17 protein-coding genes are annotated in these 22,300 nt (G+C 52.1%); 8 read left to right on the top strand and 9 right to left on the bottom strand.

Annotation, left to right across the window (positions count from 1 at the left end; translation table 11 throughout):
• Window positions 1–26: 26 nt before the first annotated feature.
• The 3 genes from recC to AAY72_RS02625 all read right to left on the bottom strand — a co-directional run bounded on the left by recC (window position 27) and on the right by AAY72_RS02625 (window position 6,162).
• A complete protein-coding gene (gene recC / locus AAY72_RS02635) occupies window positions 27–3,644 on the bottom strand; it encodes an exodeoxyribonuclease V subunit gamma (RefSeq protein ID WP_057785483.1) in 3,618 nt (1,205 codons plus the stop codon).
• Window positions 3,645–3,792: 148 nt separating this feature from the next.
• The gene (locus AAY72_RS02630) at window positions 3,793–4,332 is read right to left on the bottom strand and encodes a hypothetical protein (RefSeq protein WP_057785482.1); all 540 of its coding nucleotides are present in this window, start codon (window positions 4,330–4,332) and stop codon (window positions 3,793–3,795) included.
• A 72-nt stretch (window positions 4,333–4,404) separates the two neighbouring features.
• Window positions 4,405–6,162, bottom strand: a complete 1,758-nt coding sequence (locus tag AAY72_RS02625; protein ID WP_082628924.1) for an ABC transporter transmembrane domain-containing protein — start codon at window positions 6,160–6,162, stop codon at window positions 4,405–4,407.
• Between the two features lie 171 nt (window positions 6,163–6,333).
• On the opposite strand from AAY72_RS02625, the gene AAY72_RS02620 reads away from it, so the two are divergent.
• On the top strand, window positions 6,334–6,621 hold the full coding sequence (locus AAY72_RS02620; RefSeq protein WP_057785480.1) for a hypothetical protein: 288 nt from the start codon (window positions 6,334–6,336) through the stop codon (window positions 6,619–6,621).
• 156 nt (window positions 6,622–6,777) lie between these two features.
• Window positions 6,778–8,964, top strand: a complete 2,187-nt coding sequence (gene katG, locus AAY72_RS02615; RefSeq protein ID WP_057785479.1) for a catalase/peroxidase HPI — start codon at window positions 6,778–6,780, stop codon at window positions 8,962–8,964.
• A 106-nt stretch (window positions 8,965–9,070) separates the two neighbouring features.
• Here katG and AAY72_RS02610 read toward each other — a convergent pair whose 3' ends face one another.
• The 3 genes from AAY72_RS02610 to AAY72_RS02600 all read right to left on the bottom strand — a co-directional run bounded on the left by AAY72_RS02610 (window position 9,071) and on the right by AAY72_RS02600 (window position 11,289).
• Window positions 9,071–9,673 carry a hypothetical protein gene (locus AAY72_RS02610; RefSeq protein ID WP_057785478.1) on the bottom strand — a complete coding sequence of 201 codons (603 nt, stop codon included), beginning with the start codon at window positions 9,671–9,673 and terminating at the stop codon, window positions 9,071–9,073.
• On the bottom strand, window positions 9,663–10,502 hold the full coding sequence (locus tag AAY72_RS02605; RefSeq protein WP_057785477.1) for a DUF4394 domain-containing protein: 840 nt from the start codon (window positions 10,500–10,502) through the stop codon (window positions 9,663–9,665). Before AAY72_RS02605 ends, AAY72_RS02610 begins: the two co-directional genes overlap by 11 nt.
• A 79-nt stretch (window positions 10,503–10,581) precedes the next feature.
• Window positions 10,582–11,289: a hypothetical protein gene (locus tag AAY72_RS02600; RefSeq protein ID WP_057785547.1), complete on the bottom strand. Its 708-nt coding sequence runs from the start codon at window positions 11,287–11,289 to the stop codon at window positions 10,582–10,584.
• A gap of 165 nt (window positions 11,290–11,454) precedes the next feature.
• Here AAY72_RS02600 and AAY72_RS02595 point away from each other — a divergent pair, with 165 nt between their 5' ends.
• Window positions 11,455–12,306, top strand: coding sequence for a MurR/RpiR family transcriptional regulator (locus AAY72_RS02595; protein ID WP_008983658.1), 852 nt, complete (start codon window positions 11,455–11,457; stop codon window positions 12,304–12,306).
• A gap of 132 nt (window positions 12,307–12,438) precedes the next feature.
• Entirely contained in the window at window positions 12,439–13,887 is a 1,449-nt protein-coding gene (locus AAY72_RS02590; protein ID WP_057785476.1) for a YdiU family protein, read from the top strand.
• 70 nt (window positions 13,888–13,957) lie between these two features.
• Here the strand turns inward: AAY72_RS02590 and AAY72_RS02585 are convergent, their stop codons facing one another.
• A complete protein-coding gene (locus AAY72_RS02585; RefSeq protein ID WP_057785475.1) occupies window positions 13,958–14,881 on the bottom strand; it encodes a sodium-dependent bicarbonate transport family permease in 924 nt (307 codons plus the stop codon).
• A gap of 63 nt (window positions 14,882–14,944) precedes the next feature.
• On the opposite strand from AAY72_RS02585, the gene AAY72_RS02580 reads away from it, so the two are divergent.
• A complete protein-coding gene (locus AAY72_RS02580; protein WP_231728882.1) occupies window positions 14,945–15,913 on the top strand; it encodes a LysR family transcriptional regulator in 969 nt (322 codons plus the stop codon).
• Here the strand turns inward: AAY72_RS02580 and AAY72_RS02575 are convergent.
• Together AAY72_RS02575 and AAY72_RS02570 are read right to left on the bottom strand one after the other, a co-directional pair.
• Entirely contained in the window at window positions 15,858–18,215 is a 2,358-nt protein-coding gene (locus AAY72_RS02575) for a bifunctional diguanylate cyclase/phosphodiesterase (RefSeq protein ID WP_057785473.1), read from the bottom strand. The two genes, AAY72_RS02580 and AAY72_RS02575, sit on opposite strands and share 56 nt — an antisense overlap.
• A 21-nt stretch (window positions 18,216–18,236) precedes the next feature.
• Window positions 18,237–19,784, bottom strand: a complete 1,548-nt coding sequence (locus AAY72_RS02570; protein WP_057785472.1) for a PAS domain-containing methyl-accepting chemotaxis protein — start codon at window positions 19,782–19,784, stop codon at window positions 18,237–18,239.
• A gap of 239 nt (window positions 19,785–20,023) precedes the next feature.
• Here AAY72_RS02570 and sbcB point away from each other — a divergent pair, with 239 nt between their 5' ends.
• From sbcB to AAY72_RS02555, 3 genes are all read left to right on the top strand, one after another.
• Window positions 20,024–21,457, top strand: coding sequence for an exodeoxyribonuclease I (gene sbcB, locus AAY72_RS02565; RefSeq protein ID WP_057785471.1), 1,434 nt, complete (start codon window positions 20,024–20,026; stop codon window positions 21,455–21,457).
• Between the two features lie 131 nt (window positions 21,458–21,588).
• Entirely contained in the window at window positions 21,589–21,807 is a 219-nt protein-coding gene (locus AAY72_RS02560) for a hypothetical protein (protein ID WP_231728881.1), read from the top strand.
• Between the two features lie 46 nt (window positions 21,808–21,853).
• A partial coding sequence (locus tag AAY72_RS02555; protein WP_057785470.1) for a winged helix-turn-helix domain-containing protein occupies window positions 21,854–22,300 on the top strand: 447 nt, incomplete at its 3' end.

The raw sequence follows: 22,300 nt of genomic DNA, 5'->3' as shown, positions 1-22,300 counted from the left end.
TGCTAATGGCTCATGCTGCGCCTGAATCATGGCTGCGCCTCCGCTGCTATATCCGCGGAATTCTGATCTAAAGCGCCTAACGATGCCACCAGGGCACTAAGCGGTTGTGCTGTTGCTGCCTGCAGCTGTTGGAAGAACGGCCGGTAATACGCCACCCAATCGCTAAAGCCGGCATCCAACAGTTGCTGTGCCTGCGGGTAATAGCGCGCCAGATAAGGCGTATCGGCCCGCACCCCCTCATGATACGCGTTACCGTGATAGCGGCCGGCAAGTTTCGACAGACTGTACTCTTCCTGCTTCTGCTCCGCTTTATACCAATCAGCAGCCAGCTCTAATGCCAGCGGTAATGGCTGACACAGCGCCTGTTGTAACCAAGCTGCAAGTTGCTCTAGCTCTGCTCTGGCTTGCGACGCGTTTAGCGGTGCCAGGGTCAGAAAACCATCGGCGCCCAGTATCACCGTGCTGGGTGCCTGCTCCAGCACAGTGCAGGCGACCAGATGTTTCAGATACCCCGTAACCAGATTGCGCCACTGATAACTGACACTGCGCGGTTTGACTTCGACCACCTTGCTGGCGGTCAGCTCCAGTTGCAGCATCGCCTCTGGCGTGGCATAGAGTGTGTTGAGCTCCGCCTCGAGCAAGACATCACCCAGTTGCAACTGATAAGTCTTGGCCGCCAGCGGCGCACTTTGCTGCACCAACGCAGAGCGTGCCTGATATAACGCCAATACGGTTTGCTCGGTGCGGGCCAGATCCGGCCCGGCTGCCGCACCGTAGGGTAAGTCACCGGCTTGCTTTAGACGTTGTTGCTGCTGACGCAGCAGTGCCAACGCTTGTTCATCAGTTTGCGGCTGCTCTGCCAGCAATGCTGTCAGTAGCTGGTGTTTCACCTGCCACACCGCCAGTCCGTTCAAAGCAAAGGGCTCAACATCCGGCAAGGCCTCTGGCGTACTCTGCAGGTAAACCCCTAAGCGGCGCCGGGCCAATAACTGCGCCGGCTCTTTTAACAGCAACTGTAAATCCAATAAGCTAAAGGGCGCTTCAGCCTGAAATGGCGCCAAAGGTTCAGCCTCGCCACCGGTAACGCGTACCGTACCACACGGCAACTCGGTTACGCGTTTACCTGAGGGTTTTTCGCTATCCTGATGAATACTAAGCCATTCTTTGGCATAGCTAAAGTAAGGTGAGTCTGGCTGGGCAGTAAAGTATGCCGGCGCAAAAGGTTGCAACTTATGGGCGGTGGTCAGGCGTTCGGCCAGTGTCGGGGAGCCCGCTGGCGCTGGCCAAAGTGCATTCAGTTGGTCCTGTAGTTGGCCGACCAGCACCGAAGGCGGCAGTTCACTGTTATCCTGGGCACTGGCGCCAACCCAGCTGATATAGAATTGTTGTCTGGCCGATAACAAGGCTTCTAAAAATAGATAGCGGTCATCTTCACGACGCGAGCGATCGCCGGGCCGGTAATGCAGGCGCATAAGATCAAAATCGGTTTTCGGGCTTTGCCGCGGGTAATCGCCCTCATTCATCCCCAGCAAACAAATGCGCTGAAACGGAATGGCCCGCATTGGCATCAGCGTGGCGAAGTTCACACTACCGGCCATAAACCGCTGTTGCAGATTTGGCTCGTCGACACTGGCAAGCCACAGCTCTGCGACGATACCAATAGGTAAAACCGCGTCGAACTGCGCCTCCTGGGTGCTTTGCAACCAATCATCCAGCGCATCGCGTAACCTAACCAGCAGCAACATTTCCTGTTCGTTGTCAGGCGTAAACAGTTGATCTAACAGGTTACTCAACAGTTGATGCCAATTGGCCGGGCTGCGCTCTGCCTGCAGCTGCTGCCAACAGTGCTGTAAGGTTTCCACCAGAGCTGCCAGCGCCCCTATCGCTTGCGCTTCCAGTGCTGACACCTCAGCATAAGCGGCGATATCTTGCCAGGATGCGGCCGTGGCGCCGGCAGCATACCCATAAAGCAAGCGGTTCAGCGCAAACTGCCAGCTGTTTTGCTGCCAGCTATAACTTAACCCCAGCCCCTGACGCTGAGTAGCATCCAGACCCCAGCGTGCCCCTGCGGCAGCTGCCCACTGTTGTAGTTGACTGACCTGCTGCTCGCTCAGAGCGAAACGTCGGCGCAGTGCCGGGACCTGCAGTAAGTCAAACAGTTCACTGTGACTAAAGCGCTGCGTTGGCGCCTGTAATATCAGCTCCAGCGCCTGCAATAGCGGGTTGCGCTGACGCTGGCCCTGATCGGCCAGCGTATAGGGGATATAACGCGGATCATCCGCCGCCAGCCGGCCAAACACGGCAGCAATATAGGGCGCATAGCTGTTGATGTCAGGCACCATCACCATAATATCGCGCGGTTGTAAGCTGGGATCGGCATCAAAGGCCGCCAGCAAATGGTCATGTAACACTTCCACTTCCCGCAAAGCACTGTGACATCGCTGAAATACTATCGATTTATCCGTTCGCGGGTCCGGCGCTGGCCAATATTGCTGACTTTCCTGATTGGGCCTGAGGTGCAGAATATCGTGTTGCAGGCGGCCTAATAAATGCGTTGGCTCTGCCTCATCAAACAGATCAAACCGTAAATTGGTAAAGGCAGCCGCTTTGGCTGCCGTTTCATCAAATTCATCCAGCAGCCGGATATAATCCCGCCCCTGTTTGCCCCAGGACGCCAGTAACGGCGGCGCATACTGATGCAGCTCTGACAGCAGCAGCGAGCCGGAGCTTTGGTTTTTGCTGCGAAATCTCGGCTTAGCATACTGGCGCAGCAGATCGCGGCCGGCAATAATATCGGCCCAATGATACTGACAGGGGTTATGGACGCAGAGCACGATCTGACATAGTCCTTTCAGAGCGTGCAGCACTTCCAGCGTTTGCCGCGGTAATGAGGAAATACCGAATACCACAATCCGCGGTGGTACGCCGTCGGGGCGCTGCTGCGCCGTCAGGCTGGCCGCAGCACTTAAAAAGCGCTGATGCAGTGCCGCCCTGTTGCTACAAATTTGCTCAGCACCAATATCCTGCACCAAAGCCTGCCATAGTTTTGCCTGCCAGCGCTGTTCGTCAGACAAGGGGATATTCTGCCCCGACTGGGCCAGTACCAGCTCACCACGGCCCCAACTATCCAGCCAGTCCGCGCGATACACCTGATACTGGTCAAACAGATCGGCCAGCTTGTCGCTTAATTGAAATAATTTGCGCTGATCAGGCACGACCTGACTGCTTTGCTGCGCGTCGGTGGCAGACTGCAGCTGGTGAGCAGCGGCCTTATCTGCCGGCGCGATATAATGCGCCAGCGCCTTAAAGTCTGGATCCGCAGCGACCAGTGCCGGCAATAACCGCAGAATACGCCAGCGGAGCCGCTGCTTATCAAAGGGGGAGTGTTTCGGAATATCCGGGCCCAGCACACTGCGATAAAGCCGCCATACCAGACGCGCCGGCAAACTGACTTCCAGCATAGTCGCAATACCGGTCTGCCGTGCCAGCGCCTGCTTTAACCACTGCGCTATCCCATTGGATTGCACCAACAGCACTTCCTGCTCCAGCGGTGGCAGTGGATAGCGATCCAGTAATTCGACAGTTAGGGCGGTCAGGTCTTCAAGGCGGTGGCTATGCGCAACAATAAAACCGGGCGTCAGCATCAAGATTCCTTTTCACAGGCGACAGTTAACAGCAGGCAGACAGCATAGAAGATCCGGCTTCAGCTGTCAGACTGTAAATATATCCACTGTACCCTAAACCAGCAGCAGTGCAAGCCAGACACTGCTAACTGCCCGAACTTTAAACAAATTATTTAAACTTGACTTGATGAGGCGCCACTCGCTGATAAGTGGCACTGTGCCCCGGCACCCATTCGCCGTTTTGCAGATAACGCGAACTAACCGTTAAAGTATCAGCACTCAGGGTACTGACCGATTCCACCATCGTAATGCCGTTGGCATTATTTTCGACTGCCTCGCGCGCGATGATCCGCTGATTATTATCTTCAAACGTCATACTGCCGTGGGTATAAAACCCGGCCGTCGTAAAATAGTAGTAATTGATGCTTTGTTTGGCTTCATCCCAATAAATAATCGACTCGCCGCCATAAACGCCATCATTAATCGAATGCACCGTTTTAATCGCATTGCCATTTAAAGCCCGTTGCCAGTGTGAGCGATCAATCATTTTTTCGGCGGCGCCGCTTTGGGTCAGATCGCCCTGCCAGTAGGTATCCAGATAGGGTCTGAAGGGTTCAAGTTTTGGATGTAATGTAGGTTGCTCAGCCTGTAGTGAGAAGCTAAACAGGCTCAATAGCAGGATCAGCAGGACTTGGTTTGCTCGCAGCATGGGGTACTCCGTTATCGTTATCATTATCATTATCATTATCATTATTAAGGATCGGATCCTAAGTAAAACCGATCAGGCCAATAACTGCAACTCTGCCAGCTCGCGGTAAAGTGGACAGGTCGCCACCAGTTCGCTATGGCTGCCACTGGCCAGCAGCCTGCCCTGATCCAGCACCAGGATGCGGTCAGCATTTAATACCGTGCTAAGCCGATGAGCGATAATCAGCGTAGTTTTTTGCTGCATCAACTCCTGCAACGCCAGTTTGACCGCATGTTCACTGGCCGCGTCCAGCGCACTGGTGGCTTCGTCCAGTAATAAAATTGGGCGATCCGCCAAAATGGCCCGCGCTATCGCAATACGCTGCTTCTGACCGCCAGACAGGCGCACGCCCCGCTCGCCCAGTTGAGTCTGATACCCTTCTGGCAAGTCGCGGATAAACTGATCAGCCCGCGCTGCGACACAGGCGGCAATCACCTGCTCCAGGCTGGCCTCGGGCCGGCCATAACGCACGTTCTCCAGCACCGAGTTGGCAAAGATCACTGCCTCCTGTGGCACCAGCGCAAATTGACGGCGCAATTGTGCCGGCTCGAGCGCTGTGATCGGCAGTTGGTCCAAATAAATGGTACCGGCGCTGACATCATAAAAACGCTGCAACAACTGAAAGAGGGTACTTTTTCCGGCGCCACTGGGACCAACTAACGCCACCCGCTCACCCGCCTTCACCGCAAAGCTAAGCTGGTGCAGCACCGGCTGTGCCGGCGACAGCGGATAAGCAAAGCTGACCGCGTCAAAACGTAAATCGCCATTCAGCTTTGCTGGCAGTGCAATCGGCTGAGGCGGCGCAGCAATTTGTACCGGCTCACTGGCCAGCTCCTGCAGCCGCTCTGCTGCACCCGCGGCCCGTTGCACTTCTCCAATCACTTCGCTAATGGTGGCCATGCCGCCGGCGACCATCACCGCATAGAATAAAAATGCGGTCAGTTGGCCGGCGCTGATACTGCCAGTTAACACATTCTGCGCACCAATATAGCCAACCACTGTCACAGCGCCGATGCTAAGTAGCATCACCGAGGCAATCAGTAAGGCGCGATAAAAGATCCGGCCACGCGCCGCTGCCAGTACCGCATCGATTTTTTGCGCAAAATGCTGTTCATCGCGCAGTTCATGGCCATAGGACTGCACGGTATGAATTTCATGCAGGCTTTCATCAACATGAGCGCCAATATCAGCCAACCGATCCTGACTTTGCCTCGCCAGCTTACGCACCTTTTTGCCGAGGATAAAAATCGGTGCTAATACCAGGGGCACCGCCAAAAATACCAATACCGTCAGCTTAATACTGGTAAAGGCCATCATCGTCAGGCCACCGATGGCGGTAACCGCCGAGCGTAGCGCCATCGACAGGCTGGAGCCGACCACGCTTTGTATCAAGGTAGTGTCGGCAGTAAAACGTGAAATCACCTCACCGGTACGGGTTTCACTGTAAAACGCCGGTGACAGCTTAAGTAAATGTTGAAACACCCGGTTGCGCAGATCGGCACTGACCCGCTCACCGAGCCAACTCATAAAGTAGAAGCGGAAAAATACCGCCAGAGCCCCCACCAGCGTAATAGCCAGTACCAGTAGCGTCAGTTCGTTTAAACGGCTGCTATTACCGGCAACAAAGCCTTCGTCTACCAGTAAACGTACCCCCTGCCCTAAAGCCAGCCAGGCCAGCGAGCTAAGCAATAAAAACAGCAGCGCCGCTAACACCCGGCCGCGATAAGGATTTAAAAACCCGGCAACCCAGCGTAAAACGCCTGGCTGCTGTTGTTGTGGCGAAGCACTCATCATTTATCCTGCCATTCAGCTCGGCTAAAAGCTCAGAGGTGGCGCCGCAAATAGCATTAAACAAGAGGTCGACAGAAAATTTCACCGTCCGCTCAAAATGCAGCTCAAATCTGGGCGGCGACAGCCGATATAAAAATACTGACGTTAAACCCGTTCTGATCGGAGCTAAGCATGGCCAAATTTGATCCGCAGGCAATTACCCCGGAGCAAACCTCGGAACTGCGTTACTTACATAAGGTAATGCAGGCACTGGATATCTTGGGAGAGCACCCACAGCTGTATGTAGTCGCCTACGGCCGGATCTGGCGCTATCCTGATATGCTGCAAACCGCCATGCGCTATGCCTATCTGGCGCAACTCCATGGTTTTAATATTGAACCGTTCCGGTGCTGGTATAACCGCGATGCCGAAATCTTCTCACACTATGGCATCCAGTGGTTTAATGGTCAGCAAGGTTGAAATAAACAGTTAAAATCTTTCTTTTTAATTGCTAAAAGCTATTAGGCTATTCGCTTTAAGTTATTTTTCCTTTTCCATATTGGGGGCTATAGTTATTGCAACTTATTGACGTATCGCGCGTCGTACCCTTTGCAATAACCAAAACAGGAGTGACCCATGGACAAGAACACCCCCTCCACTGGCAAGTGCCCTATCGCACACGGCGCCAATACCAGTAGCAGCGACAATGTGATGGCCTGGTGGCCGAAAACATTGAACCTTGACATTCTGCACCAACATGACACCAAGTCCAACCCGCTTGGTGCCGACTTTAACTATGCCGCCGAGTTTGCCAAGCTGGATCTGCAAGCCGTTAAAAACGATCTGAAAGCGCTGATGACGCAAAGCCAAAGCTGGTGGCCGGCAGACTGGGGCCATTATGGTGGCCTGATGATTCGGATGGCTTGGCACAGTGCCGGTAGCTATCGTGTAGCGGATGGTCGTGGCGGTGCCGGTACTGGCAACCAACGTTTTGCCCCTCTTAATAGCTGGCCGGATAACGGCAATCTCGACAAGGCCCGCCGTCTGCTGTGGCCCATCAAGAAAAAATACGGTAACAAAATCTCCTGGGCCGATCTGATGATCCTGGCTGGTAATATGGCCTATGAGTCGATGGGCTTTAAAACCTTCGGTTTTGCCGGCGGTCGCGAAGATATTTGGCATCCGGAAAAAGACACCTACTGGGGCTCAGAAAAAGAATGGCTGGCAAAATCCGGTAGCGAAGGCAGCCGCTATTCTGGTGAGCGCGATTTAGAGAACCCGCTGGCTGCGGTAATGATGGGTCTGATCTATGTCAATCCGGAAGGTGTCGATGGTAACCCGGATCCGCTAAAAACCGCTCACGATATGCGTGTAACCTTTGCGCGGATGGCGATGAACGATGAAGAAACCGTGGCGCTGACCGCCGGTGGTCATACTGTCGGTAAGGCGCACGGTAACGGTCGCGCCGAAAACCTGGGGCCGGCACCAGAAGGCGCTGAGCTGCATGAGCAGGGTTTGGGCTGGATGAACCATAAAACCCGCGGTATTGGCCGTGATACCGTTACCAGTGGTATTGAAGGTGCCTGGACCAGCGAACCGACCAAGTGGGATAACGGCTACTTTAAAATGTTGCTGGAACACGACTGGGAGCTGACCAAGAGCCCCGCCGGCGCCTGGCAATGGCAGCCGGTGCATATTAAAGATCAAGACAAGCCGGTTGACGTTGAAGATAGCTCAATCCGCTGTATGCCAATGATGACTGACGCTGACATGGCGTTAAAGATGGATCCGGAATATCGCAAAATTTCTGAGCGCTTCTACAAAGACCAAGCCTATTTTGAAGAAGTGTTTGCCCGCGCCTGGTTTAAATTAACCCATCGCGATCTGGGTCCGAAAAGTCGCTATTTAGGACCTGATGTGCCGAATGAAGATTTAATCTGGCAAGATCCGATCCCAACGGTCAACTATACGCTGTCGAATACCGAAATCAGCGAATTGAAAGCAAGAATTCTGGCTAGCGGTTTAACAGTAAGTGAGCTGGTTGCCACTGCCTGGGATAGCGCCCGCACCTTCCGCGGTTCAGATTATCGCGGCGGCGCGAACGGTGCCCGTATTCGCCTGGCGCCACAAAAAGATTGGGAAGCCAATGAGCCCGCAAGGTTACAAAAGGTACTGAAGGCGCTGGAGGGCATTCAAGCTGGCCTGAGTAAAAAAGTCAGCCTGGCGGATCTGATTGTACTGGGTGGCTCGGCAGCGATTGAACAGGCAGCTAAAGCGGCCGGTGTGAATATCACAGTACCTTTTGCACCGGGCCGTGGCGATGCGACTCAGGCGCAGACTGATGTTGAGTCATTCGAAGTACTTGAGCCGATGCATGATGCCTACCGCAATTATCTGAAAAAAGATTATGTGGTACAGCCTGAGGAAATGATGCTGGATAAAACCCAGTTACTGGGGTTAACCGCCCCGGAAATGACGGTTTTAATCGGTGGTATGCGGGTACTGGATACCAACTTTAGTGGCAGCAAGCATGGCGTCTTTACCGATAAGCCGGGGGTGCTGAGCAACGATTTCTTCGTCAATTTGACTGATATGAGTTACAGCTGGCAACCTACTGGTCGCAACAGCTATAACATTGTCGAGCGCAGCAGCGGCAAAGTGAAATGGACAGCAACCCGGGTTGATCTGGTGTTTGGCTCCAATTCGATTCTGCGCGCTTATGCTGAGGTTTATGCCCAGAATGATAACAAACAGAAGTTTGTGCAAGACTTTGTTAACGCCTGGGTGAAAGTGATGAATGCCGATCGCTTCGATCTGAAATAAAAATCTGATAACCGAAGACCCGCTACAACTTAGCGGGTCTTATTCTTAACGCTTAAAGCCCCTTCACCTTGAAGCAGGCTTTTTCATTTCTGCCCCTGTAAAGCGCTTAAAATACCGGTGCTAACTGTGGTAACTGCACAGATGCACGCTGCGGTGTATTTCCCAAGGTCGCGGTAATTTTTGGTACATCCTGTTCATTCAGTAAATCTTTATGCCAAACACGCAAGGTATATTCCCCCTCCGGCACCGCGGTAAGTTTCGACTCACCTTGTTGATTGCTGCGGCTGTAATAAGGCGTATCCAGCGCCACTACCCAGGCAATCATTTCATCGTGAATATTGCAGCCCAGCACAGCAACGCCACTCTGGTCAAACAGCACCGGCGCCGCCGGGGTGCCAACATAGAGCTTGATTTCAAACGGCTTGATAGCAGAAAACGAATACACATGATGCCGCACCGTATCCTCGTTGGGAAAATACACGGCGGTACCGCGCGGGATCACCAGTACATCCGGCACAAAGGTTTTATTTTTTTGCACAATACGGGCATCAGTAACCGGTTGCACGGCAGCGCTGGCGGCGGCAGATTCCAGAAATACCACAGCACCAGCAACAGGTGCGCCCTGGCTATCGGTTACGTTAACCGTTAATTCTGCCGCCTGACTGCTGGCACTGACCAGCAGCATCAGCCACCAGGCTTTAAGGTTCAATCGCTAAGCCCATAATAGTCGCTTTAATGCTGCCTAAAGCTTTTAGCTCTGCCGTTTGCAAATCAACCTGATAAAGCGTGCTGCCAGACCCATCGGCGGCAGTGGCGCTGATCAGGCCGATATTACGCACATCTGAAATATCAAAAGAAATATGTTGTACCGCAGGCAGTGCCAGTTTGCCGACAGTGAATAAGGTGCCGGTGTTCGGTGATACCGCGGGTTCAACGCCTTCAATGCTGCCCTGAGTTACCAGACTCAGTTGAGCCAGATCGATAGCGTAGTTGGTAGTCAGTTTTTCGTTTTGCTGATTATAGGTGTAGGCTGCTGCCACAACAGCTGGTTTGTTCGCCGCATTAACATCTGTCGGGGCGTAATGAAGCTGTGGATCAGTAAACGCCAAAGCGCCGGTTTCCGGATGTAACCGCAGATTCTGGCCATTGGCATTCACCACCCGAATTCGATCCGCGGCCGGGTTAAAGTCAAAACCATATTGCGCCGCGCTAAGGGTACCGCTGGCTAACGCACTGCCAACCTGCGTTAGCTTGCCGCTGGCGGTATCAATCTGGTACAGGTGTCCGCGATCAGATAGCCCAAAGAGCACGCCATACGCCACGCGATAATCGATACCCTGTAGCTTTTCACCTTCGGCTAAGCCTGAAATACTGTGCTGCTGCAGAATGGTAGCGGGTGCCGCTGCGGCGACCTTTATTAATTGTTGTTGTTCAGTCAGTAACCACAGTTGTTCATTACCTTTTAACTCTGGCATCGCTGTCGCAGGCAACGCCATTAAGGCTCCAGCACAAGCTGTTAGGGCTAAGGTCAATTTCATCGCGATTTCCTTCTATAGTCCCGGCCGACACAGCCAGTGCTTCCTGTTTACGGTAGCGGCTTTTTTGCAGTTCAGCAAATTAAAGTGTTAATAATCCTGCCATTAAGCCGAGCAAGCCACCAAAAACACCGCCCCATACTACTAACCAGCCTAAGTGCTGGCGAATCATGCGCTGAATAATCTCTTTTACCAGCTCCGGCGTCAGCTCGTGTAATCGCTGCTGCACGATCTGTTCTATCTGCTGCTGTAACGCATCCAACTGTGAGCTGTTATGCAGCTGTTTTAACAGCAGCTGCTGAAAGTCGTCACTCGCGGCAATTTGTAGCAAGGCGCCACGTAATTTATCGGTAAAAGGTTGCTCTAACGGCTGTAACACGGCGCTGCCGCCAAACATCGCCAACATAGCACCGAGAGACGACTGCTCAACCGCTTTTTGCAGTGCCCGAAACGCTAAACTTAAATCAACCTCTGCTAACACCGGCTCGAAATCAAATGTCTGACGCTGCGGTTTTTGGCTGTCGATAAAACGCGCAATATTGGCCTGATTAAAAAACTCCGACATCACTAACTGCTGGATTCCCAGTCGGAATTCCGCAAAACGTGCCGGAATCACGCCAGAGCCATATAAAAACGGCACCCGCTCAAACAGCATATGAATAGCCAAAGTATTAGTAATAGCACCCGCCAGGGCAAACAGGCCGATATTAAGTAACAGTGGCTCAGCCAGAGCCCAACCTGATATCGTCAGCAATAACGCGATAACATTGGTCAATACATTTTTATTCACCGCAAACTCCTGTGGTCGAATATCTTTCATATATTTAGCGGGCGCTGATTTTAATCTGCTATCCGGCAGTCGGCAATCTGCTACCACAATTAACACGTAACAGCAGACAAAGGCTGGTTTTTTTGTAAAAAATCCACCTATACTGAACCAAAAAAGGATCTGAAGATGGCTGTATTACAAAAAATCGCGCTGCTACAAGGAAAGTTACGTCAGGCTGAGCAAGCCATCGCCGACTATGTCATGGCACATAGCCAACAAATCCGCCAACTGTCATCGCAAGAATTAGCCCAGGCTGTCGGCGTCAGTCAGGCGACCGTCGTTCGTTTTACGCAGAAACTGGGCTACAAAGGCTACCCGGATTTTAAATTTGCAATAAGCGATCATTTACACCAGCAAAGTACTCCCAACGTACAGCGATTGCATGGTGATATCGCGCTGAACGACAGCTTTGCAGAAGTGGCGCGTAAACTCTTAACCGGCAAAATTGAAGTGCTGACCAATACCCTGAGTGCCAATGACCAAAGCAGCCTGGAGCAGGCCTGCCAGCTATTAAATACCGCACGACGCATTATGTTAACCGGCAAAGGTGCGTCCTTTTTGGTCGCTCAGGATTTTTGTCTGAAACTGCGCAAACTTGGTCTGCAAGCCATTGCCGAAAGTGATAACCATATCCAGCTGGCCGATTTAGCCCACTATACCGGCAAAGATTTGCTGGTGGTGATCAGCGAATCCGGTGAGACCAACGAAATGATTGTGGTCAGTCAATATGCGAGAAGCCGGCACATTCCGCTGCTGAGTTTAACCGGTTTTGCCCCTAATACCGTGGCCAAACTCTCCGATCTGAATTTAAAAACCGTTGCCAATGAAAATGCCGCCCGCTTGTCGTCAATTTTGTCACGCAACGCCCAGGAGCTGGTGATTGATTTGCTGTTTATTATGCTAACGCAAAGTTCTGCTAAAGGCCGCAAGATGGTCGAAGCCTCGAATCAGGCCGTGTCTGAGTACCGCAAGCGCTAGGACACACTCAGCCTTGTATAAAGGCCAGCCAAACAGCTGTAAAAACAAGCAGCAAATGGCAACACGCCCTGGCAGTCAGCACTATATCTGAGTAAACTACTCAACTATTTATCACTGCGGATTAGCACGCTTATGACAAGGTTTCAGGTCGAACACAGTTACCGCACTCTGCCTGGCGCCTGCTACGCCGATTGCGCACCAACACCGGTGCGCTCGCCCGCCTATCTCGCTTTTAACCAGCCGCTGGCCGAGCAACTGCAATTGCCCGCGGACTATCAGGCTACTTCAGCCGGGCTTGGCTTATTCAGTGGTAACGACTTACCCGCTTGGACTGCCCCGCTCGCCCAGGCCTATGCCGGACATCAGTTTGCCAACTATGTGCCCCGGCTCGGCGATGGCCGCGCAATCTTACTGGCGGAAGTGCGGGATCAAAACGGTCAGCTTTACGATCTGCAACTGAAAGGCGCCGGGCGCACCCCGTTCTCCCGCGGTGGTGATGGCCGGGCGCCACTTGGTCCGGTGTTACGTGAATACCTGGTAAGCGAAGCGATGCATGCGCTGGGCGTGCCTACTACCCGTGCGCTGGCTGCAGTCAGTAGCGGTGAGCTGGTATTTCGCGATGAAACCCTACCCGGCGCGATTTTAACACGGGTCGCCAGCAGTCATTTACGCATTGGTAGCCTGCAATATGCTGCCAGTCAGCCCGATCCGGCGGTGTTACCAGCACTGGCAGATTATGTGATTAACCGCCACTACCCAAACCTTTGGCAGCAGGCTAATCCTTATTTGGCATTACTAGATTGCATTAGTCGCCGACAGGCTGAGCTAATTGCGCATTGGATGAGCCTGGGTTTTATTCATGGCGTGATGAATACCGATAATATGAGCTTGAGTGGTGAGACCATTGACTATGGCCCCTGTGCTTTTATGGAAGCCTATAACCCGCGCCAGGTATACAGTTATATCGATCAGCAGGGGCGCTATGCCTATCAGAACCAAGCCGCTGTCGCACAATGGAATCTGGCGCGACTGGCTGAAGCTTTATTGCCACTGCTGGATCAACATCAGCAAACGGCCATTGAGCTGGCAATGGCCGTGCTTAATCAATTTCCTGCGCATTATCAAAGCGCTTACCAACAGCGCTTTTCCGCCAAATTAGGTATTAGCAATAGTACAGAGCAGGATGCGGCACTGATTACTGACTTCCTAAATTTACTCGCGGCCCGGCAGGCCGACTTTACGCTGAGTTTCCGCGATCTGCTAACGCCGGGTACACCTTATTTGCAGCAGCAACTGGATGCCGAAGACTACCAGATCTGGTTCCGTCGCTGGCAGCAACGTCTGGAACAACAACAGCAAGCGCCAGAGCGAGTAATGGCTAATGCCAATCCGGTTTTTACGCCGCGCAATCATCTGATCCAGCAAGTGATTGATCAGGTGAGTCAGGATGGCGATTTAAGCTTATTTAATCAGCTTAATCAGCTATGGCAAAGCCCCTATCAGGATAACGCGGCTGCCGGGGCCTTTAGTCAGCCAGCCAGTGCCGAACAGCGGGTATGCCAGACCTTTTGTGGCACCTAACCCGCTTTGGCAAGCCGTTAAACCTTAGTCCTTATCTTGTCACCGGCATGCTACAGCCGGCACAGATCGGCTACAGCACCCAGCTTTGATACAGCGGAATCCCTACCAGAATATTAAACGGAAAGGTCAGTCCCAGCGCCGCCAACATCGATAACCCGATATCGGCTTGCGGGATGGCCGCTCTAATCGCTGCCGGCGCGGCAATATAGGAGGCGCTGGCCATTAAAGTGGCGAAGACCAGGGCACTGCCCGCTGGCATGCCAATCACGCCGGAGATCACTAAGCCGATACTGGCCAGAATCACCGGCATCCCCAGAGCAAATAGCATCAGGCGCCAGTGCTTCCAGGGCAACGGATTACATACCCGGGCAGTACAAAGCCCCATCTCCAGTAAAAACAACGCCAGCATGGTTTTAAAGCCACCCAGCAGCACCGGCGTGATTTCCGACAAGCCGGTCTTGCCATAAAACATGCCAATTAACATACCGCCCAATAATAACAACACGCCGCGACTGGTCAGGGCTTCATGTAAAATCGCTAGGCCGTTAGCTTTACTGCCGTTGATATAGCGATACAGCCATAACATCACGACGATAGCCGGCAACTCTAACAGTACCAAATACAAGGTAGTTTGAGCCGATAATTCCAGATTATTCGCCATCGCCACTGCTAATACCACGGCAAAGGTACCGGCGCTGACCGAGCCATAGTGTGCCGCGATACTGGCCGAGTTGGCACTGTCCAGTTTGACCAGTTTACGCAGCAACGGATAAAGCAGCAGCGGGATCAAAGCGCCACAAAAGACAATCAGTGATAACTCCGGCAACAACGGTAACAGCGGCACGCCATGTAAGGCCATGCCCCCTTTTAAGCCAATGACCAGCATCAACAAGATGGACAGGATTTCATATATCGACACCGGTACCTTTAAATCGGACTTTACCAGCCCGGCAATCAGTCCCAAGGCAAAAAACGCTATCACGACATCTGGCATTAAGTTTCCCCTGTAATCGTTATTATCGAATGCGGCGGCGATCTTGCCTGCCAACGGACTTTTATGCTAATTAATAATCATGCAATTCAGTATAGACAAATATCTATGGATGCCCGTCAACTTAGCTTTCGCCTACTGCAGGTATTTCGGCAGGTCGCACAAAGCGGCAATATCACCGCCGCGTCACGGCTGTTACACCTTACTCAGCCTACCGTGTCATTACAGCTTAAAAAACTTAGTGAAATCATTGGCGAACCCTTATTCGACTATCAGCAGCAAAAGTTACAACTGACCGCCGCCGGCGAGTTGTTGTATCAGGCGGTGCTGGATATTGATGAACGGCTATCAGAATTTAATCTGCAATTACATCAGCAACGCAGCGGCAGCGCTGGCTCACTCTCACTGGCAGTGGTCAATACCGCACAATACCTGTTACCGCAGCTGCTGGCCGACTTTGCTAATCAGTATCCGCAGGTGGTGATTAATCTGCATATTGGTAACCGGGCGCATATTCTCAGCCGCTTCGAACAGCAACAGGATCACCTGTATTTATTTAGTCACCCACCGCGCGGCGAGTATGTGCAGGCGACACCGGTAGTGAAAAATCCGCTCTACCTGGTTGCCCCCAAGGAACATTGGGCCAGCAAACAACCACAACTTAATTTTAGCCAATTATCGGCTGAGCGTTTCTTATTACGTGAACCGGGATCCGCCACCCGGATGACCTTTGACAGCTGGCTTAGTAGTCAGGCCACCGAGTTAAAGCAGAGTATGCAAATGGAGTCTAACGAGGCGATACGGCTAAGTGTGAATGCCGGTTTAGGTTTAGCCTTGCTGTCAGCCCATACCTTGCAGGGACAACAACATTTATTGTCAGTGTTACAGGTAAAAGGCTTTCCGCTCAGCAGTCACTGGTATCTGGTACAGCATGCCAATAAAAGATTACCGCAGGCGGCAGCCAGGCTGAGCGCTTTTATTAGTCAGCAACTGGCGGGTTGGCAGGATCCGTTGGCACCGTCACCATCGTCGTAAAAAAGCGTTGATTATCGGTAGCAAATTGTTGCAGCCAAAGACTAAAATCGGCTGCCGCTAACGGCTTGGCAAAATAGTAGCCCTGCACCTGTTGGCAACCCGCCGCCAGTACCCGCGACAAACCAGCCTGATTTTCCAGGCCTTCAGCGGTGACGCTTAATCCCAGGCCCATCGCTAGCTGCGCCGTCGCTTGCACAATCAGGGCATCTTGGGTGTTATGTTCGATATCTTTAATAAAGGCACGGTCAATCTTCAATTCATGCACTGGCAGATTTTTCAAATAGGCCAGCGATGACTGCCCGGTGCCAAAATCGTCAATCGCCAATTTGATACCGGCAGCGTTCAGTTGTTGTAAATTAGCAACAACTTTACCGGTATCCTGCATGACAGCACTTTCCGTGACCTCCAGCGTCAGCGCCCTAACGCTCACCCCGGCTTCTGCCAGCCAACCGAGGATCCTGCCGGGTAAGCTATCATCTAACAAATCCGCTGCGGACAAGTTTACCGCCACCGCCAAGTGCGGATGTTGCTGTTGCCAGCTGGCTAACTGACCAATCACGGCTTTTAACATCCAGTGCGAGAGCATTCTGATATTACCCGAGCGCTCCGCCAATAGAATAAACTCCATCGGTGAAATAAAACCCAGCTGCGGATGCTGCCAGCGGATCAACGCTTCGGCCGCCACACAACGCTGTTGCTGAATATCCACCTTAGGCTGAAATACCACACTAAACTGCCCGCTTTTCAGCGCCTGCGGCAGATCACGGATAATGGTCAGTTCGCGTTGATGACTCTCATCCTGACCACTTTGGTAGTACATCAGGCTCAGGCCCCTGGCACGGGCGTTATTCAGCGCGATATCGAGCCGGCGCAGTAACATATTGACGTCAGAGGCGCCCTGCTGACACGGGTATGCCCCCGCCAACAGACTCAGTTGAATGCTGGAGCCGGCCAGATCAAAGGGGGCACTTAATTGCTGTAGTAGATGTTGCAGTGTGTTCTCTGCTACCGGCTGTGCCAACACCACTAAAAACTCATCCGCGCCGAGTCGGGCACATAAGCGGGCATCAGCCTGCAGTGCCAGGCGTCCTGCTAGTTGCTGCAGTAACAGATCACCACTGCTAAAACCGAAGCTATCGTTTATAAAGCGGAACTTGGCAATATTCAGCTGCAATAGCAGCGTATCCTCTGCCGCCAACAGCGCAGGTAGATGTTTGTCAACGGCCAGGCGGTTTGGCAGATTGGTCAGCGTATCGGATTCTGCTTGCTGTTGTAGTTGCCGTTCCCGCTGCACAATTGCCGAACGCATATGGGTTAAGGTATTCGCTAATACGCTCACTTCTGTCAATGCAACGGCCGGTGGCGCGACCTGCTGGCCACGGCCGATGGCACGGGCAAAATCCACCAGCATAGCCAAGGGCCGGGTAACGCTGCGGGTGTAAATAAAGGCCACCACCAGCGCTAACGCCAGACCCAGACTAAAAATTTGCAGTAGTTGCTGACGTAACTGTTGATAATTCGCCAACCAGCGTTCATTCGGTAAATGCAGAAACGCCCACAACTGCTGCTGCGGACTCAGCGTAAAGGCCTGCGAAATATGATGAAGTGGTTCATCCAGCAACATTAACTCTTCGCTTACCATCAATTGTTGCATACTGTGCTGCAACTGCTGCTGTGCTGCGGGATTTAAGGTAGACGTAAGCAACTGCCGCTGTTGCGGTGCCAGGCGGGCAAAACTGACGCCTAACCCGGTGATCTCGCGGATTTGACTGGCCAGCGCCTCGTCGACACTAAACCCCATACCAACCCAGGCGATAAGATGTGGCGCCCTGACCGGCACCAGCACAATTTGATAAGCTTGTTCACCAATACTCAAAATACTGGCCTGCGACTCTTGCTGTTGCCGTGCTTGCTGCAACAAATCAGTTAGTAAGTTGCTATCTTGCATCGGTGCAGTCGTAGCAAGCAGTTGGCCATCTGCAGCGAATAACAATGCCAGGCTGGCGTTAATACGGGCGCCGTGATTTTCGAGCACACTATTAATGGTATCCGCTTCAGCCGTGGCTACTGCCTGGCGAAAACCAAAATCGGCAGCTAACAAGCGCACACTATCGGTTAACTGATTACTACGCACCTGCAAAGTTTGCCGGAACACCTTGGTGGCAACCTGTAACAGTTGCCGTGCCTGCTGTTCACTTTCATTACGCATCGTAGTCAAGACTGCATAGCCGGTAACCAGCTCCAGCAACACCAAGAGCCCTAGAAATAACAGTGTCAGTTGACTGCGTAATGAACGAAACATCAAACTCCTTAGTCGCCCAGTTTAGCGTTTAAAGCGATGTACTAAATCAGCCAGCTCGTCAGACACGCTCTTTAGCTGTTCCAGCGTATGTGACGCCTCATTCGCCGCACGGGTACTCTGCCCGGCTAACGTTGAAATACTCACTACCTGGCGATTAATATCTTCGGCTACGTGCGCCTGCTCCTCTACCGCTGCCGCCATTTGCGTCGACATATGAGCAATTTCAGTCACCGCACCACTGATTCCGGCTAACATTTCACCGCTTTCTACCACTTTTTGCAAGCCATTTTCTGCATCGTGGGCGCCCAAGCGGGCAACCTGGACTGCATTATTCGCTCGTGCGGTTAATTCACTGACAATACTATAAATTTCTTTTGTCGACTGCTGGGTACGTAACGCCAGATTACGCACCTCTTCTGCAACAACCGCAAAGCCACGGCCTTGCTCGCCGGCGCGCGCAGCTTCAATGGCAGCATTTAGTGCCAACAAATTGGTTTGATCAGCAATTTGTTCGATAAATTGTGCGGCTTTAGCGATCCTCTCGGTTTGCTCCGCCACTTCAGTCACTGACTGGCCAATACTGCTCACGGTGTCGCGTAATTTTTCAATCGAATGACGGGTAATCCCGGCAATTTCGTTACCCCGCGCCGATAACTGGTTTGCTTTATCAGCTTGCGCCGCGGTATCCGTAACATGATGCGCCACCTCGGCAATGGTCGTGGTCATCTGGTTCATTGCGGTGGCAACCTGCATGGTTTCGGCCTGCTGGCGATCAATCTCGTTATTAGCCTCGCGGGTAAGCTGTAAGCCCCGTTCAGAGTCCCGCGCCACAGAACCTGCAGCGTTCTCAATTCGGGTTAGCATAGCTCTTAAATGCGCCCGTTCACTCAGCACACTGACCTTTAAGCGGCCATTGCTTAAACTGTCGTCAGTATAACTGGCAACTGCTAGCGGATCCTGAAACGCACCCGGCATTAACAATTCTAAATCGGCAAATAATTTACGCCGCCGCAACTGATAATACGCAACCAACGCCAGTAAGCCGGCGATCAACACCCATTGCGTCACGGCCAGACTCGCCATCATCAGGCTTAACAGCAGCAGTAACAAGGTCACACTGGCAATCAACACCGTAGGTTGTGGCATTTTGCGGCTGGCTTTACCGGCATTAATTTGCTGGTACAGCTTTTCGGCACGGGCGACATCCTGCTCGTTTGGCACACAACGCACCGACTCATAGCCAATAACTTTACCTTTTTCACTAATCGGCATTACATAGGCATCGACCCAATAATAATCGCCATTCTTGCAGCGGTTTTTCACCAACCCCATCCAGTTTTGACCCTGCTTTAAATAGCGCCACATGGTTTCATAGGCAGCAGGCGGCATGTCAGGATGGCGCACAATATTATGGGGTTGGCCAATCAGCTCATCTCGACTAAAACCACTCACCGCCACAAAGGCGTCGTTGCAATCGGTAATAATGCCGCGGGTGTCGGTCACCGAAATCAGGCGCTGTTCAGCTGCGAAGGTACGGCGAATGGAAGTAACAGGTAAATTTTTACGCATAACAAACTCAGGGTGTTCTTATTTAGCAAAACGCTAAGTATAAGTGGTAGCGCGCACTTTACCACTTTGTGAGTAGCTCGGCCATCCGCCACAGCGCAATTAACCGGTACTGGTCGCAGTTTGTTTAGCGTATCTTCAGCATGGCACACGCTGGCTGTACGGCTTGGGGCCTGATAAGGTATGATGCAGCTTGTAATGTAATGACAGCTAAGCGGCTGAATTCCCAATCAGGACCTGTAATGAACCAAGCGCCAAGCTTTTATTTCTATGACTTTGAGACCTGGGGCGCGGATCCGAAAAAAGATCGGCCAGCCCAATTCGCCGGCATCCGCACTGACAGCGAACTAAACATTATCGGTGAGCCGGATATGTGGTATTGCCAGCTGGCGAACGACTATTTACCGCACCCTCAAGCAGCCCTGATCACTGGCCTTACTCCGCAGCTATGTAATAAAAAAGGATTAGTTGAAACTGAATTTATGCAGCGCATTCTGCAAGTATTCAGCACCCCGAATACCTGCGTGCTTGGTTACAATAGCCTGCGCTTTGACGATGAAGTTACCCGCTATAGCCTGTATCGCAACTTTTTCGATGTGTATGGTCGGGAATGGCAACAGGGTAATAGTCGCTGGGATCTGATTGATCTGGTGCGCGCCTGCTACGCGCTGCGCCCAGAGGGTATTAACTGGCCGCTACGTGAAGATGGCAGCCCCAGCTTTAAGCTGGAGCACCTGACTAAAGCCAATAACCTGGAGCACAGCTCAGCACACGATGCCTTATCGGATGTCTATGCCACCATTGCTATTGCCAAATTGATAAAACACCAGCAGCCGAAGTTATTCCAGTACTTATTTGAACTGCGTAAAAAGCAAAAAGTCAGTGAGCTGATTGATGTTGCCGGTTTAACCCCGCTGGTCCATGTGTCATCAAAGTTTCCGGCTGCGCAAGGTTGTGCCAGCTGGGTAGTACCGCTGGCCTACCACCCAACTAATAAAAATGCCGTGATCTGCTATAACCTGCAGCTCGACCCAAGCCCGTTACTCAACGATGACTTAGCCACACTGCAGCAAAAGTTATATAAAAAAACCAGCGACCTGGCCGATGGCGAACAACGGCTGGGGTTAAAACTGATTCATCTGAACAAATGCCCGGTTTTAGCTAATGCCAAAACATTGAGTGCCGAGCGCGCCACTGAGCTTGGTATCGATCGTAACCTGTGCCTGCAGCATCTGGAATGGCTACGCCAGCATCGTGAGCTCCAGCAAAAGGTTGTTGAGCTTTATCAAACGCCAACCGAGTATAGTGCAGAGACTAACCCCGACTACCAGCTTTACCAGGGCTTTATCAGCGATGCCGATAAGCAGAAAATGCAGCTATTGCATCAGTTGGATCCGGCTAACCTGACTGCCGATAGTGTGTTGTTTAACGAAGAGCGGTTAAACCGGCTGTATTTTTTATACCGGGCGCGCAACTACCCGCTCACCCTTACCGATAGCGAGTTACAAAAATGGCAACGCTATCGCACCGATAAACTGATGCATGGACTGGATAATCCAAACTTAACGCTGGAGCAATTTAGTCTGGCGCTAGAAAACCTGGCACATGAACACAGTGCCGACGAACAAAAAACTGCGATTTTAAAAGCGCTGTATCGCTACGCCGAAGCGCTGTAACAGAGCCTGCTTACCTGCCCGTTTATCGCAAAATTGCCGATAAACTGCACCGTCCCTGCCGCTGCTTCGTATACTTGTCATTGGCGTGCGGCAAACACGCTAACTCTTTTTAACAGCAAATGAGGTTAACCATGCGCAAGTTCACTGACAAAACCCTTGGTGTCACTGTTGTTGCGGTCACGCTTTGGGCTAGTAGCGCCCTGGCCCATCACGGCTGGAACTGGACCGAAGATAAGCAAACCGAAATGACCGGCGAGATCACCGAAATCTTTATCGGTCCCCCGCATCCGCGTTTAATGATTACCACGCCGGATGGCGCCTGGCAGGTAGATTTATACCATTCCGTCTAGTTTTCTGTTCTAATTGCAGGTTTCGAATAATCACTCGCTTAGCTTTATGAATCAAACCGCTGAAGAACTCCTCAAGCTCTCCCGAGCGGAGAAAAATGCGCGAAAACGCATGCGTTTACTCGCGATCGCGCAATTCCTTGAATGTAAAAACCGCACACAAGTCGCTAATCAATTGAAGATCAGCAGAACTAGCGTCAATAACTGGGTGTCAAGTTACCTTGAAGCGGGCTTGGATGGTCTTGAAGCCCGCAAAGCAAAGGGGCGGATTCCTTATCTCAGCGCACAACAGCAAAAGCAATTAGGCGAGTTTATTGAATCGCATAGCCAGAGTGAGCAAGGTGGCAGACTGACCGGCGAAAAAATTCTTCACTACATCAAAACCGAGTTTGGTGTGGAGTACCACCACAACGCTATTTATAAACTCCTCAAACAGCTGGGATTTAGCTGGATCACCAGTCGCTCCCGACATCCGAAGCAACAACAAAGCGTCCAG

Origin of the sequence: Alishewanella sp. WH16-1 (genome assembly GCF_001441695.1) — a bacterium.
Classification (GTDB): domain Bacteria; phylum Pseudomonadota; class Gammaproteobacteria; order Enterobacterales; family Alteromonadaceae; genus Alishewanella; species Alishewanella agri.
Note: the sequence above shows the minus strand (reverse complement) of the source record. Positions and strands in the feature narration are given on the sequence as shown.